The organism is Streptomyces sp. CNS606, assembly GCF_000426325.1.
Genome location: NZ_AUFD01000009.1, coordinates 93,259 through 107,277 on the forward strand (window position 1 = coordinate 93,259; position 14,019 = coordinate 107,277).

Sequence of the window (14,019 nt, forward strand, 5' to 3'; positions counted from 1 at the left end):
AACACCCCAGGCATGACGATGGACTTCCACCCGCGCCCCCGCGGCGGCGAGCCCAAGCCGTGGGCCTTCCCGGCGCCCGACCGCAGCACCCTGCCCAACGGCCTGACCCTGCTGCGCTGCCACCGGCCGGGCCAGAAGGTCGTCGCCGTCGAGGTCAACCTGCTCGCCCCGCTGGACGCCGAGCCGGAGGGCCTGGACGGCGTGTCCAACATCATGGGCCGCGCGCTCGCCGAGGGCACCGACAAGCTGGACGCCGAGGCCTTCAACGCCGAGCTGGAGCGCTGCGGCGCCACCCTGGACACGCACGCCGACCACCCCGGCGTGCGGGTCTCCCTGGAGGTCCCGGCCTCCCGCCTCGACAAGGGGCTGAGCCTGCTGGCCGACGCGCTGCGCGCGCCCGCCTTCCGCGACGACGAGGTCTCCCGGCTGGTCCGCAACCGCCTGGACGAGATCCCGCACGAGCTGGCCAACCCGGCCCGCCGCGCCGCGAAGGAACTGGCCAGGCAGCTCTTCCCGGCCGCGTCCCGGCACTCCCGCCCCCGTCTCGGCACGGAGGAGACGGTGCAGCGCATCGACGCCGCGGCCGTCCGCGCCTTCTACGAGGCGCACGTGCGTCCCGCCACGGCCACCGCGGTCGTGGTCGGCGACTTCACCGGCGTCGACCTGGACCAGGCCGTCGCCGACACCCTCGGGGCCTGGACGGGCTCGACGGCCGAGCCCCGGCCGGTCCCGGCCGTCACCGCCGACGACACCGGTCGCGTCGTCATCGTGGACCGGCCCGGTGCGGTGCAGACCCAGCTGCTCATCGGCCGCATCGGCCCCGACCGGCACGACCGCGTCTGGGCCGCGCAGGTCCTCGGCACGTACTGCCTGGGCGGCACCCTGACGTCCCGTCTGGACCGCGTGCTGCGTGAGGAGAAGGGCTACACCTACGGTGTCCGCGCCTTCGGCCAGGTGCTGCGCTCCGCGCCGGACGGCTCGGGGGCGGCGATGCTCGCCATCAGCGGTTCCGTCGCCACCGACGTGACCGGTCCCGCGCTCGCGGACCTGTGGCAGGTGCTGCGCACCCTCGCCGCCGACGGCCTCGACGACGAGGAGCGGGACGTCGCCGTCCAGAACCTCGTCGGCGTGGCCCCGCTGCGGTACGAGACGGCCGCCGCCGTCGCCGCCACCCTCGCCGACCAGGTGGAACAGCACCTCCCGGACGACTACCAGGCGCAGTTGTACCTCCGCCTCGCCGAGACGGGCACGGTCGAGGCCACCGCCGCCGTCGTCAACGCCTTCCCCGAGGACCGGCTGGTCTGCGTCCTCGTCGGCGACGCCGGGCAGATCGCGGACCCGGTGCGCGCACTCGGCATCGGCGAGGTGACCGTCGTCCCCGGCACCTGAGGGCGCGTCCCGTGCGCACGCACGCCTGAACCGCGCCTGAACACCGCCTCCGGCGTGCACTCCTGAGCGCGGCCTGTGGCGAGGTGAGCACCTCGCCGCAGGCCGCGCTCTGTCCGCTTCGGCGGCGAGATGCCCGGTCTGTGCTGTGGCATGCGCGACAATCGGCCGATTCGGTTTGGCTGTTGGCAGATGTCCTGATTAGCGTCCCTCCGGCTCACGTCAGCAGGCGCCGCCGCCGCGGCCCGCGTGCAGCCGGAGAGGAGCCCGCCGCAGCATGGCGACCACCACTGGCCCCGGGAGGCAGCGCACCCCGGGCAAGCACCGCCGGCCGGGCCGCGCCTGCCGTGCGGGCGCCCGCATCGCCGGCGTGGCCGGACTCGCCACCGCGAGCGTCGTCGGCTCCCTCGCGGCCCCGGCCGCCGCTGTGCCCGCCGCCCCGGCCGCCGCTGTGCCCGCCGCCCCGGCCGAGGATGCCTCCGGGCGCCCGGACACCGGTCTGACGCAGGCCGCCGCCGTGTCGGACTCCCTCGCCGGCCGCATCGCGGACCAGGCGCGCACCCAGCGCAGCGCCGCGGAGGAGGCGGCCGAAGAGGCAGCCCGGAAGGCGGCCGCCCGGGCCGAGCGCGAGCGTGAGGAGGCGGAACGCCGCCGCGCGGCCCGCGCCGCCGAACGTGCCGCCCTGCACCGCTACGTCGCCCCGGTCGCCGGCTCCCACGTCTCCACCGCCTACGGCGCGGGCGGTGCCATGTGGTCCTCCGGCAGCCACACCGGCGTGGACTTCCACGCCGCGTCCGGCACCACGGTCCGTTCCGTTGCCGCCGGCGAGGTCGTGGAGGCGGGCTGGTCCGGCTCCTACGGCTACAACGTGGTCGTCCGCCACGCCGACGGCGCCTACACCCAGTACGGCCACCTGTCGTCCGTCACGGTCGCGGCCGGCGCCCAGGTCGGCGCGGGCGATCGGGTGGGGCTTTCCGGCTCCACCGGCAACAGCAGCGGCCCGCACCTGCACTTCGAGGTGCGCACCGGCCCCGACTACGGCTCCGACATCGCCCCGCTGCCCTACCTCCGCGAACACGGCGTCGACGTCTGACCCGGCCGGGAGCTCGGCCGGACGTGCCGGTTACGCTTCCCCCCTTCCGGGCATGGCAGGGGGCGGTATGCGGAGGAGAACTCCGAGACGGGTGCTGACCGTGGTCGTGTCGGCGCTGCTCGTCGCCGGATGCGCGGCGGCGACCGAGGCCGGTGGTCCGAAACGGCAAACGAGCACCCTCCCTCCAGCGACGGGCAGCACGCTCTCCGTCGAGGAGCTGGAGGCCCTGACTCTGCCCGACGAGCAGGTGCCCGCCTCGTACACGAACCCGGTGGTCGTCGTCATTCCCGGAGAGCAGCCGGCCCGTGAGCCGGTGTCGGACGCCTCGTGCGAGAGGGTGCTCGACACCCTGCGGGTCGAGAGCGCGAGGGCGTCCGTGTTCCAGTCCTTCAACTGGAAAGGCGACATCTGGGGCGGGAACTCGACACTGGCGACCTTCGGCCCCGGTCAGGCGAAGGCGGCGTTCGACGAGCTGAGCAGCGCACTGCACGAGTGCAGGGGCTTCGTCTCCGACACCTACGCCGGTGTCAGCGCTTTCACCGTCGAAGTGACCCCAGGCCCCTCCTACGGCGACGAGTCGATCAGCTTCCACATGCGTACGCGCGTGGAGGGAGGCGACATCCGCGACGAGGAGCACACTTTCGTGCGGGTCGGGTCGGCCACCGCACACTTCGAGAAGCTCTTCGTGGGCCGGGACGCCCGTTTCCCGGCGAGCCTGATCGAACTGCAGGTCGAACGGCTGCGCGAGGGGCAGGGGATGCGCAGAAGCTGAGATGCGGCTCAGCCCTGCGCCGGCAGCTCGTCGAGGCCCTCGGCGACCATCCGGGCGAGCCGGTCCAGGGCGGAGCGGTCCGCGTCCCCGTCGCCCTCGGAGGCGAGCACGATCTCGTCGCCCCGTTCGGCGCCCAGAGCCATGACGCCCAGCATGGAAGCGGCGTCCACGGCGGGCGTGCCGTCCCCGTCGGTGTCACTCCCGGCCCCGTCGCCGGAGGGCTTCCGTACGGTCATCCGGACTCCGGTGGCCATCGCCGCCCGCGAGAACATCGCGGCCGGTCTGGCGTGCAGGCCCTCCTGCCAGCCCACGGTGACACGGCGCTCGGCCATCCCGCTCTCCCCTCCCCACGACTCGGAACCAGGGTGCTGGACTACGACACTACGCCGCACCCGGCCGTACGCTGTCACTCATGCAGACTCCGGCGGACCGGGCGTATCCCGCCCACTGGGAGGCCGACGTCGTGCTCCGCGACGGCGGCACGGCCCGGATCCGGCCCATCACGCCCGACGACGCGGAGCGGCTGGTCGCCTTCTACGAGCAGGTCTCCGACGAGTCCAAGTACTACCGTTTCTTCGCGCCGTATCCACGTCTTTCCGACCGCGACGTCCGGCGGTTCACGCATCACGACTACGTCGACCGGGTCGGGCTCGCCGCCACCGTCCGCGGCGAGATCATCGCCACCGTCCGGTACGACCGGATCGACGACGACGGCCGCCCCGCCCACACCGCTCCCACCGGCACCGGCACCGAGGACGGGGACGGCACAGGCGGCGGCACCGGGGACGGCGTGCCGCAGGACGCCGTCCGGGCGGGCCAGGCCGAGGTCGCCTTCCTCGTCCAGGACGCCCACCAGGGACGCGGCCTCGCCTCGGCCATGCTGGAGCACGTGGGCGCGGTGGCCCGCGAACGCGGCATCCGCCGCTTCATCGCCGAGGTGCTGCCCGCCAACACCAAGATGATCAAGGTGTTCACCGACGCCGGCTACTCCCAGCGCCGCAGCTTCGAGGACGGCTCCGTCCACCTCACGCTCGACCTGGAGCCCACCGAAGCCTCCCTCGCCGTGATGCACGCCCGCGAGCAGCGCGCCGAGGGCCGTTCCGTGCAGCGCCTGCTCGCCCCCGCCTCGGTCGCCGTCGTCGGCGTCAGCCGCACCCCCGGCGGCGCCGGGCGCACGGTGCTGGAGAGTCTGCGCGCCGCCGGGTTCACCGGGCGCACGTACGCGGTGAACCACGTGCTCGACCCGTCACCCGGCCGCGCCCTCGACCTCGGCGGCGCCGCCGCTTTCCGCTCGGTCCGCGACGTGCCGGAGAGCGTCGATCTCGCCGTCGTCGCCGTCCCCGCCGCTGAGGTGGCCGACGTCGTCGCGGACTGCGGCGAACACGGCGTGCAGGGCCTGGTCGTGCTCTCCGCCGACTTCACCCGCGACGGGCAGCGCGAACTCGTCCGCCACGCCCGGTCGTACGGCATGCGCGTCATCGGGCCGAACGCGCTCGGCATCATGAACACCGCCCCGGACGTGCGCCTCAACGCCACGCCGTCGCCGCAGATGCCCCGGCGGGGGCGGGTCGGTCTGTTCACCCAGTCCGGCGCGATCGGCATCGCGCTGCTCGAAGGGCTGCACCGGCGCGGCGCGGGCCTGTCCACCTTCGTCTCCGCCGGCAACCGCGCCGACGTCTCCGGCAACGACGTGCTCCAGTTCTGGGACGAGGACCCGGACACCGACGTCGCGCTGATGTATCTGGAATCCATCGGCAACCCGCGGAAGTTCACCCGTCTCGCCAAACGGATCTCCGTCCGCAAGCCCGTCGTCGTGGTCAAGGGTGCCCGGCACAGCGGCAGCGCCCCGCCGCCCGGGCATGCCGCGCCGGCCTCCCGTACGCCCGCCGCCACCGTGTCCTCGCTGCTGCGGCAGGCGGGGGTGATCACCGTCGACACCGTGACCGAGCAGGTGGACGCGGGAGCGCTGCTGGCGTCCCAGCCGCTGCCCGCCGGGCCGCGCGTGGCGCTGCTCGGCAACACCGAGTCGCTGAGCCTGCTCACCCACGACGCCTGCCTCACCGACGGACTGCGCCCGCTGCCGGCCCGCGACCTCACCACCGCCGCCACCGTGGACGACTTCCGGGTGGCGGTCCGCGAGGCGCTGGCCGAGGCGCAGACGGACGCGGTCGTCGTGACCGCCATCCCCGGCGTCGGCGAGGTGCCGGTCGAGTCGCTCGCCGACGCGCTGGCCGACGCCGCATCCGGTGCACAGAAGCCGCTGGCCGTCGTGCACCTGGCGATCGCCGGGCTCGACGAGGCGCTGGCCGCCCGCGGCATCCCCAGCTACCCCTCACCGGAACGGGCGGTGCGCGCCCTCGCCCACGCCGTGCGGCACGCCGCATGGCGCCGCGACGCACAGGAGCCGGGCCGCGTCCCGCAGTTCGACGTGGACGAAGGGGCCGCCGCCCGGTTGGTCGCCCGCGCCACCCGCGGCGACGGGTCCGGGGAGGACGGCCCCGGCGTCCGTACGGCCCACCCCGCCGCACCGCGTGAGGCCCGGCCCACGACGGGGGCCGCCGCCGAACCCGGGATGCACCGCAGCCTGCCGCTGGGCCAGGCCGGGACGGCCGAGCTGCTCGGCCACTACGGCATCGCCGTCCAGCCCACCCTGCCCGCCGCCTCCGCGGACGACGCCGTCGCCGCGGCCCGGCGGCTCGGCTACCCGGTGGCGCTCAAGACCACCGCCCCGCACCTGCGGCACCGCGCCGACCTCGGGGGCGTACGCCTGGACGTGGCGGGCAAGCACCAGCTCCGCCGGGCGTACGCCGACCTGACCTCGTCCCTGGGGAAGCCCGCCGAGCTGCGGCCCGTCGTGCAGGCCATGGCACCGCGCGGCGTGGACACCGTGGTCCGCGCGGCCGTCGACCCGTCGATCGGCGCCGTGCTGTCCTTCGGCCTCGCCGGGGCACCGTCGGAGCTGCTCGGCGACACCGCGCACCGCCTGGTCCCCGCCACCGACCGGGACGTCCAGGAACTGGTCCGGTCCCTGGGTGCGGCCCCCCTCCTCTTCGGCTGGCGGGGGGCGCAGCCGCTCGACACCGCCGCGCTGGAGGACCTGCTGCTGCGGGTCTCCCGGCTGCTGGACGACCACCCGCGGATCGTCGCGGTCGATCTGGAGCCGGTGGTGGTGGCGCCGCGCGGGCTGACCGTGCTGGGCGCGGCCGTACGGGTCGCCGAACCGCCGCCGCGCGGCGACCTCGGCCGCCGCACCCTGCCCGCGTACTGACCGGGCCGCCTCGACGCGGGACCCGGCCGCCGTCCCCGGTGCCGCCCGCCCGGTCCCTCGGCATACCGGCGGGGCGGAGCGAGCGCCGCCGTACGGACCGGCAGAACCTTCCCTCGCAGGCCCTAGGATGGTCCGCATGGCGAAGACCGGTACGACGACCCAGGGACTGCGCTCCGCGATCGAGCGCAGCGGCTACTACCCCGCCCTCGTCGCCGAGGCGGTCGAGGCGGCCGTCGGCGGCGAACCCGTGTCGTCCTACCTGGTGCACCAGGAGACGACGTTCGACTCCAACGAGATCCGCCGGCACGTCACCGTCCTCGTCCTCACCGGCACCCGCTTCCTGGTCAGTCACACCGACGAGCAGCCGGCCGACGGCACCTCCGCCTCGCCCTACGCCACCACCTCGACCGAGTCGGTGAAGCTGGAGCGGATCGCCTCCGTCGTGCTCTCCCGCGTCGTCGCCGACCCGGAGTCGTACACCCCCGGCACCCTGCCGCGCGAGGTGGTGCTGACCATCGGCTGGGGCGCGGTCTCCCGCATCGACCTGGAGCCCGCGGCCTGCGGCGACCCCAACTGCGAGGCGGACCACGGCTACACAGGCTCCACCACGGCCGACGACCTCTCCCTCCGGGTGAGCGAGGCGGGCGACGGGCCGGAGACCGTACGGCAGGCGCTGGCCTTCGCGCAGGCGCTCTCCGAGGCGACGGCGGCGGCCCGCCCGGGTGCCCACCGGTGACACCGCCGCACACGGCGCGACCCGTCCCGGAGGACCCCTCCCCGGCCGACGAGGCGGCGCCACTGGATCCGCGCACCGCTCCCGTTCCCCGCTACGGCGACGGTTCGCTGGCCGACCTGCTGCCGACCCTCGCCTCCGGACTGGGGGTGCCCGGCCTGGAGGCGGGTCTCCCGCTGGAGCCGGCCGACCGGGTCTGCGTGTTCCTGGTCGACGGCATGGGGTGGGAGGCGCTGGCGGCCCACCCCGAGGAGGCGCCGTTCCTCACCTCGCTGCTGCCGAGTTCGCTGGGCGGCAGCGGACGCCCGCTCACCAGCGGATTCCCCTCCACCACCGCCACCTCGCTGGCCTCGGTCGGCACCGGTCTCCCACCCGGCGCGCACGGCCTGCCCGGTTACACCGTCCGGAACCCGGACACCGGCGCGCTGATGAACCAGCTGCGCTGGCGCCCGTGGACGGACCCCCACCTGTGGCAGCCGCACCCCACGGTCTTCCGCCTCGCCCACGCAGCCGGCGTGGCGACCTGCCAGGTCACCGCGCCGCACTTCGAGCACACCCCGCTGACCACGGTGGCCCTCTCCGGCGGCACCTTCCACGGGCGGCTGGCCGCGGAGGAGCGGATGGACACCGCCGCGGAACGCCTCGGCGCCGCCGACCGCACCCTGGTGTACACCTACTACGCCGAACTCGACGGTCACGGCCACCGCTACGGCATGGACTCCGACGCCTGGCGCGGCCAGCTCCAGTACGTCGACCGGCTCGCCCAGCGCCTCGCCGAGCAGCTGCCGCCCCGCTCCGCGCTCTACGTCACCGCCGACCACGGCATGGTCGACGTACCCGAAAGCCCGCAGTTCCGCTTCGACTTCGACGAGGACTGGGAACTCTCCGCCGGCGTCGCCTCGCTCGGCGGCGAGGGGCGCATGCGGCACCTGTACGCGGTGCCCGGCGCGGCGGGCGCCGTCGCCGACGTCTGGCGCGAGGTGCTCGCCGGCCAGGCCTGGGTCGCCACCCGTGAGGAGGCCGTCGCACTCGGCTGGTTCGGCCCTCGGGTGGAGGACCGCGTCCGCGACCGGCTCGGCGACGTCGTCGTCGCGATGAACGGGAACGCCGCGGTGGTCGCCACCCGGCGGGAGCCCAACGAGTCGGCGCTGATCGGCATGCACGGCTCCGCGACCCGCGCGGAGCAGATGGTCCCGCTGCTGGAGGTCCGCACCTAGCACCACGCCGCACGACGGACCGTCACGCCCCACCGCCACCGCCACCGCCACCGCCCACCGCCCCCGACCCCGAAAGGTCCGTCTTCTCCATGCCCGAGCTGGTCTTCTTCTCCGGCACGATGGACTGCGGCAAGAGCACGCTGGCCCTCCAGATCGAGCACAACCGGTCGGCACGCGGCCTCCAGGGCATGATCTTCACCCGGAACGACCGGGCGGGGGAGGGGCTGTTGTCCTCCCGCCTCGGCCTGGTGACGGAGGCCGTCGAGGCGGACGAGGCCTTCGACTTCCACCTGCACCTCGTCCGGCACCTGACCGCGGGCGGCCGCAGCGACTACGTGATCGCCGACGAGGCGCAGTTCCTCTCCCCGGAACAGGTCGACCAACTGGCCCGCATCGTCGACGACCTCGGCATAGACGTGTACGCCTTCGGCATCACCACCGACTTCCGCACCAAGCTCTTTCCCGGCTCCCAGCGGCTGATGGAGCTGGCCGACCGCATCGAGGTGCTGCAGGTCGAGGCGCTGTGCTGGTGCGGTGCCCGCGCCACCCACAACGCGCGTACGGTCGGCGGGCGCATGGTGGTCGAGGGCGCGCAGGTCGTCGTCGGGGACATCGGCGGACGCGGCGGCCCGGCCGCGGAGATCGGCTACGAGGTGCTGTGCAGGCGCCACCACCGCCGCCGGCTCACGGCGGTGACGGCGGGTGCCGCGCCGCTCTCCCCGGACGTTCTGCCCGTGGACGCGGCGGCCGCGCCCCCGCCGCCGGGCCCGGTTCCCGGCGGAGTGAACGGCTCGGCCCCCGTGAACGGCTCGGCCCCGGCGCCCGAAGGTGTGCGGGGGCCCGGAGGCTCACCCGCCTGAGACGGACGGGCCCGCGCCCCTTCAGGCCGCCCCGCCGGACGCCCCCGGCTGCTCGCGTACGCTGAACTCCGCCCCCTCGGCGTCCGCCACCGTCGCCCGCACGCCGTACGGCGTGGGATGCGGCTCGCGGACCAGTCGGCCGCCCAGTTCCCGGACCCGCCGCACCGTGTCCTCGGCGTCCCGGACGGCGAAGCAGGTCTTCCAGTGCGGTCCGTGCGCCGACGGCCGGGCCCCGTCCGTGCCGCGCACGGTCGCCACCGGCCGGTCTCCGACCAGCAGTGTCAGCCGGTCCTGCTCGTCGCCGTCCGGGTCGTCGCCGTCCGGGTCTGGTTCGGTCCCGTAGCCGAACACCGACGGGTAGAAGGCGCCCGGCCCCGCCGTCGTGTGCGTCAGCAGCTCGAACCACACGGGCGTGCCCGGGGCGTTCTCCACCACCTGGAGACCGGTGTCCTCGTCGCTCTGCCAGACGCCGAACGCGGCGCCGCCGGGATCGGCGGCGACCACCAGCCGTCCCGTGTCGCCGAAGTCGAGCGGGCCCACGGCGACGGTACCGCCGCACAGCCGGATGAGGCCCGCCGTCTCGTCGGCGTCGTCGCTGGCCAGGTAGGGGGTCCAGGCGGCCGGGAAGCGCCGGCCCGCCGGAGTCTCGCCGAGTCCGGCCACCTCACGCCCGTCGAGCACCGCTCTGACGTACGGGCCGAGCTGCTGCGGTCCGGCGGTGAACTCCCAGCCGAAGAGGCCCTGGTAGAAGTCCCGGCTGCGGTCGAGATCGCGCACCATGAGACTGGCCCAGCACGGCGTGCCCGGAGTCTGCCGGCGCTGCCGCGCGCTGACTGTCTGCGTCATCTGCTGCTCCCCTGACCATCGTCGGTGCGGTCTCTTCCGTGTACCCGTGCGGTGAATTGTGTCATCCGGTCCCGTAGCGCGGGCGGAGGCGCGGGACGGCGGGACGCCGTTGCGGGAGGATGGCGTCATGACCGCACTCCTCACCGCCTCCGCGCTGGCAGCCGAACTGGCCGGTCCCCGGCCGCCGGTGCTGCTCGACGTCCGCTACGTCCCCGGCGGCCCGCCCGGCCGCCCCGCCTACGCCGAAGGCCACCTGCCGGGCGCCGTCCACGTCGACATGGACACCGAACTCGCCGCGCCCGTGGGGCCGGGCACCGGACGCCACCCGCTGCCCGCGCCGGAGGTGTTCGGCGCCGCGATGCGCCGCGCCGGCGTGACCGCCGACCGTCCCGTGGTCACCTACGACGGGGGCCTCGGGTGGGCCGCCGCGCGCGCCTGGTGGCTGCTGCGCTGGGCCGGGCACCCGGACGTGCGCGTGCTGGACGGCGGCCTCCCGGCCTGGGACGGGCCGCTGACGAAGGACCTGCCCGAGCCCGCCGAGGGCGACTTCGTCCCCGTACCCGGTTCCCTGCCCACGCTGGACGCGGACGCGGCGGCGGAGCTCGCCCGCCGCGGGGCGCTGCTCGACGCCCGTGCCGGCGAGCGGTACCGCGGCGAGGTGGAGCCGCTGGACCCGGTCGCCGGACACATCCCCGGCGCCCTCTCCGCGCCCACCACCGCGACCGTCACCGACCGGGGCACCTTCCGCCCGGGCGCGGAGCTCGCCGCGCACTTCGCCGCGCTCGGCGTCACACCGGGCACCGAGGTCGGCGTGTACTGCGGCTCCGGCGTGTCGGCCGCGCACGAACTGCTGGCGCTCGCCGAGGCGGGAATCGACGCCGCGCTCTACCCGGGCTCGTGGAGCGAGTGGACCGCCGACCCGGCGCGCCCGGTGGCCACCGGCCCGGAAGCGGGCTGAGACCGAACCGGGCGGCCGGCCCGCCCCTCCGCGGGAAGTCCGCGAGGGGCGGGCCGGCCGCCCGGTCACTCCTTCTTGCGCCGCGTGCCGAAGACGATCTCGTCCCAGCTGGGCACCGCGGCCCGCCGGCCGGGCCGGACGCCGTCCGCCTCGGCCTGCCGGTCGGTGTTCCCGGTGAGCCGCTCGCGGTGCGCCTTCACCGAACGGGGCATCAGCACGTCCGCGTACGCGGAGCCCGCGCTGGCCGCGGGGGCGGGCGGATCGATCTGCTCCCGGTCCTCGTCGGACTCCCGGTCGGCGACGGCGGTGCCGTCCTCCTCCGCGTCGGCCGACTGCATGGCGGCGGGCCGCTCGGGCACGACCAGGTCGCCCCGGAAGCTCGGCACCGCCTCCAGCAGGCTGGTCAGCGAGTCGGCGGCCTCCGCGGGGGCGCCGTCGGCCGATGCGGGCGGCAGCGCGGCGGGCTCCAGCTCCGGACGGTCCCCGCGCTCGCCCCGGTCCCCGCGGTCCCGCGGCAGTCGCGCGATGCGCGGCACGAAGGGGAAGCTCGGCTCGGGGGTGTCGTCGGTCTCGCCGATGAGCGAACGGGCCTCGTCGTCCACGGCCTGCACCAGCCGCCGCGGCGGGTCGTACGTCCAGCCGGCCGAATGCGGTTCGCCGGCGACCCGGTAGGCGAGCACCACTTCCCAGGTGCCGTCGTCCCGGCGCCAGGAGTCCCACAGCACGGTGTCCTTGTCCGCGCCGCGCAGCAGCAGCCGCTCGGCCACCACCTCGCCGAGCTGCGGACCGGTGCTCTCGCCCGGGCGACGCACGGGGGTCTTCCGGGCGCGCTCCGCCATGAACGCGCGCTCGGCCAGAACCGGGCCCTCGAAGCGGCGGACCCGCTCGACGGGGATGCCGGCCATCTGCGCGACCTCTTCGGCGGTGGCGCCGGCTCGTATCCGGGCCTGGATGTCCCGGGGGCGCAGGTGGCTCTCCACCTCGATCTCGATCTGCCCCAGGCGCGCACGGTCGTTGCGCACGGCGGCGCGCAGCCGTTCGTCGATCGGAAGGGTGTATTCCGTGCTGTCGGCAGCCTTGAGCACCAGCCGTGTGCCGTCGTTGCTGACGGCCACGACACGCAGTTCGGGCATGGGAACCTCCCCGGTGGTGCCTGCCGACGTCACGTGCGTCGCTGCTCCCGCTTGGACGAGTGTGGCCTGCCCGGGTGCAGCCTGCCACAACCTTGCCGACTCGCCCGGCGTGTCGAGCCCCGGTCCCGCTCCGCCGTTATGGCACGGTGACACGTTGACCACTCAACGTGACGGGCTGTCACGCTGGGCAGCGAAGCCAGGGTCGGGGCCGAGGCCAGGGCTCGTCACACTACTCCATTCGGACCATCCGGGTGGGGTGACGCGCCGCCGAACTCCCGTCCGCAGGTGGGCTTCAGGCGCTCGGCGCGCCGTCGCGCGCCACCTCGGGCCGTCCGGACATTCACTAGATCGACACAATCGGAAGGCTGCGATCCGGTCTGGGGAGTGGCGGGTGCCCCGTCCGACTCCGCTCAGTCCCCGAGTACCCGGCTCAGATAGTCGTTGCCGAACGCCCGCCCCGGGTCGAGACGGTCACGCAGCGCCAGGAACTCCCCGAACCGCGGGTACGCCTCCGCCAGCCACGTCGCGTCCCGCGAGTGCAGCTTCCCCCAGTGCGGGCGCCCGCCGTGCGCCGTCATGATCCGTTCCGCGGCCGTGAAGTACGCCTCGTGCGGCGCCCCCCGGTACATGTGCACGGCGAGGTAGACGCTGTCCCGCCCGCTCGCCGTCGACAGGGTGATGTCGTCGGCCGGCGCGGTCCGCACCTCGACGGGGAAGCTCACCCGGAAGTCCGACCGCTCGATGAGAGCCCGGAGTTCGCGCAGCGCCGCCATCCCGGCCTCGCGCGGCAGCGCGTACTCCATCTCCAGGAACCGCACCCGCCGCGGCGTGGTGAACACCCGGTAGGGGACGTCGGTGTAGCTGCGCGCGGAGAGCGCCCGGCCGGCGATCCGGGCGACCCCGGGAACCGTTCCCGGCACGGCCCGGCCCAGTGCGCACACGGCGCGGAACACGCCGTTCGACAGCAGTTCGTCGTCCACCCAGCCGCGCACGCGGGGCAGCGGCCTCGGGGGACCCGGACTGCGGTTGTTGCGCTTGGTGCTGCAGTGCTCGGTGTGCGGGAACCAGTAGAACTCGACGTGCTCGTTCTCCGCCGCGAGTTGGTCGAACTCCTCGGTCACCCGCCCGAACGGCATCGGTTCCTCCCGGGCGGTGAGCAGGAACAACGGCTCCACGGCGAAGGTGAGTTCGCTGATCACTCCCAGCGCGCCCAGGCCGACGCGGGCGGCGGCGAACACGTCGGCGTTCTCCTCGGCCGAGCACTGCAGGACCGAGCCGTCCGCGAGCACCAGCTCCAGCCCGACGACCTGCGCCGCCAGTCCCGCCGAATCACGGCCCGTGCCGTGGGTGCCGGTGCTCACCGCCCCGGCCACCGTCTGCTCCATGATGTCGCCCATGTTGGTCAGCGACAGACCCTCGCCGGCAAGGGTCTCGTTGAGCTGCCGCAGCGGCGTGCCCGCCGCGACAGTGACCGTGCCGGCCGTCCGGTCGATGCTCCGCACCCCGCACAGCCGGTCCGGGCGCAGCAGCACACCCTCCGTCGCCGCGACCGTGGTGAAGGAGTGGCCGGTGCCCGCCGCCTTCACCGGCAGGCCGTCCTCCGCCGCCCGGCGCACCGCCTCGGCCAGCGCCGCCGTCGAGGACGGCGCCACCGTGCGGACCGGACGCATCCCGACGTTCCCCGCCCAGTTCCGCCACGTCGGCGAGCCGCCCCTGCTCGGTGCGCCCATACCCGACCCCCTCCTGCTGCGGA

Annotated in this window: 12 protein-coding genes; 8 read left to right on the forward strand and 4 right to left on the reverse strand. The window is 74.9% G+C overall.

What is annotated here, in order from left to right:
- Window positions 1–18: 18 nt before the first annotated feature.
- From K304_RS0106910 to K304_RS0106920, 3 genes are all read left to right on the forward strand, one after another.
- Entirely contained in the window at window positions 19–1,389 is a 1,371-nt protein-coding gene (locus K304_RS0106910) for a M16 family metallopeptidase (protein ID WP_199779582.1), read from the forward strand.
- Between the two features lie 274 nt (window positions 1,390–1,663).
- Window positions 1,664–2,479 (forward strand): M23 family metallopeptidase, encoded by an 816-nt coding sequence (locus tag K304_RS0106915; protein WP_027763153.1) that lies wholly within the window; start codon window positions 1,664–1,666, stop codon window positions 2,477–2,479.
- Window positions 2,480–2,570: 91 nt separating this feature from the next.
- Window positions 2,571–3,251: a hypothetical protein gene (locus K304_RS0106920; protein WP_027763154.1), complete on the forward strand. Its 681-nt coding sequence runs from the start codon at window positions 2,571–2,573 to the stop codon at window positions 3,249–3,251.
- A gap of 8 nt (window positions 3,252–3,259) precedes the next feature.
- Here the strand turns inward: K304_RS0106920 and K304_RS0106925 are convergent, their stop codons facing one another.
- Entirely contained in the window at window positions 3,260–3,583 is a 324-nt protein-coding gene (locus tag K304_RS0106925) for an HPr family phosphocarrier protein (RefSeq protein WP_027763155.1), read from the reverse strand.
- Window positions 3,584–3,663: 80 nt separating this feature from the next.
- Between K304_RS0106925 and K304_RS0106930 the strand changes: the two genes are divergently transcribed.
- The 4 genes from K304_RS0106930 (at window position 3,664) to K304_RS27720 (ending at window position 9,329) form a co-directional block, all read left to right on the forward strand.
- Window positions 3,664–6,519: a GNAT family N-acetyltransferase gene (locus K304_RS0106930; RefSeq protein ID WP_027763156.1), complete on the forward strand. Its 2,856-nt coding sequence runs from the start codon at window positions 3,664–3,666 to the stop codon at window positions 6,517–6,519.
- Between the two features lie 136 nt (window positions 6,520–6,655).
- Window positions 6,656–7,255, forward strand: a complete 600-nt coding sequence (locus tag K304_RS0106935) for a DUF5998 family protein (protein WP_027763157.1) — start codon at window positions 6,656–6,658, stop codon at window positions 7,253–7,255.
- Window positions 7,252–8,469, forward strand: coding sequence for an alkaline phosphatase family protein (locus K304_RS0106940; protein WP_078528711.1), 1,218 nt, complete (start codon window positions 7,252–7,254; stop codon window positions 8,467–8,469). Before K304_RS0106935 ends, K304_RS0106940 begins: the two co-directional genes overlap by 4 nt.
- Before the next feature lie 89 nt (window positions 8,470–8,558).
- Window positions 8,559–9,329, forward strand: a complete 771-nt coding sequence (locus tag K304_RS27720; protein ID WP_051308011.1) for a thymidine kinase — start codon at window positions 8,559–8,561, stop codon at window positions 9,327–9,329.
- Between the two features lie 21 nt (window positions 9,330–9,350).
- On the opposite strand, the gene K304_RS0106950 is transcribed toward K304_RS27720, so the two are convergent.
- Window positions 9,351–10,175: a VOC family protein gene (locus K304_RS0106950; protein ID WP_027763159.1), complete on the reverse strand. Its 825-nt coding sequence runs from the start codon at window positions 10,173–10,175 to the stop codon at window positions 9,351–9,353.
- Window positions 10,176–10,302: 127 nt separating this feature from the next.
- Between K304_RS0106950 and K304_RS0106955 the strand changes: the two genes are divergently transcribed.
- Window positions 10,303–11,133 (forward strand): sulfurtransferase, encoded by an 831-nt coding sequence (locus K304_RS0106955; protein WP_027763160.1) that lies wholly within the window; start codon window positions 10,303–10,305, stop codon window positions 11,131–11,133.
- A 65-nt stretch (window positions 11,134–11,198) separates the two neighbouring features.
- Here K304_RS0106955 and sepH read toward each other — a convergent pair whose 3' ends face one another.
- Window positions 11,199–12,266, reverse strand: coding sequence for a septation protein SepH (sepH, locus tag K304_RS0106960; protein ID WP_027763161.1), 1,068 nt, complete (start codon window positions 12,264–12,266; stop codon window positions 11,199–11,201).
- Between the two features lie 410 nt (window positions 12,267–12,676).
- Window positions 12,677–13,996, reverse strand: a complete 1,320-nt coding sequence (locus K304_RS0106965; protein WP_027763162.1) for a D-arabinono-1,4-lactone oxidase — start codon at window positions 13,994–13,996, stop codon at window positions 12,677–12,679.
- Window positions 13,997–14,019: the final 23 nt, after the last annotated feature.

Excerpts from the sequence above, each read along its gene's own strand:
- K304_RS0106910 (WP_199779582.1), top strand. The coding sequence starts at position 19 with ATGGACTTCCACCCGCGCCCCCGCGGCGGCGAGCCCAAGCCGTGGGCC.
- K304_RS0106915 (WP_027763153.1), top strand. The coding sequence starts at position 1,664 with ATGGCGACCACCACTGGCCCCGGGAGGCAGCGCACCCCGGGCAAGCAC.
- K304_RS0106925 (WP_027763155.1), bottom strand. The coding sequence starts at position 3,583 with ATGGCCGAGCGCCGTGTCACCGTGGGCTGGCAGGAGGGCCTGCACGCC.
- K304_RS0106930 (WP_027763156.1), top strand. The coding sequence starts at position 3,664 with ATGCAGACTCCGGCGGACCGGGCGTATCCCGCCCACTGGGAGGCCGAC.
- K304_RS0106935 (WP_027763157.1), top strand. The coding sequence starts at position 6,656 with ATGGCGAAGACCGGTACGACGACCCAGGGACTGCGCTCCGCGATCGAG.
- K304_RS27720 (WP_051308011.1), top strand. The coding sequence starts at position 8,559 with ATGCCCGAGCTGGTCTTCTTCTCCGGCACGATGGACTGCGGCAAGAGC.
- K304_RS0106950 (WP_027763159.1), bottom strand. The coding sequence starts at position 10,175 with ATGACGCAGACAGTCAGCGCGCGGCAGCGCCGGCAGACTCCGGGCACG.
- K304_RS0106955 (WP_027763160.1), top strand. The coding sequence starts at position 10,303 with ATGACCGCACTCCTCACCGCCTCCGCGCTGGCAGCCGAACTGGCCGGT.
- sepH (WP_027763161.1), bottom strand. The coding sequence starts at position 12,266 with ATGCCCGAACTGCGTGTCGTGGCCGTCAGCAACGACGGCACACGGCTG.
- K304_RS0106965 (WP_027763162.1), bottom strand. The coding sequence starts at position 13,996 with ATGGGCGCACCGAGCAGGGGCGGCTCGCCGACGTGGCGGAACTGGGCG.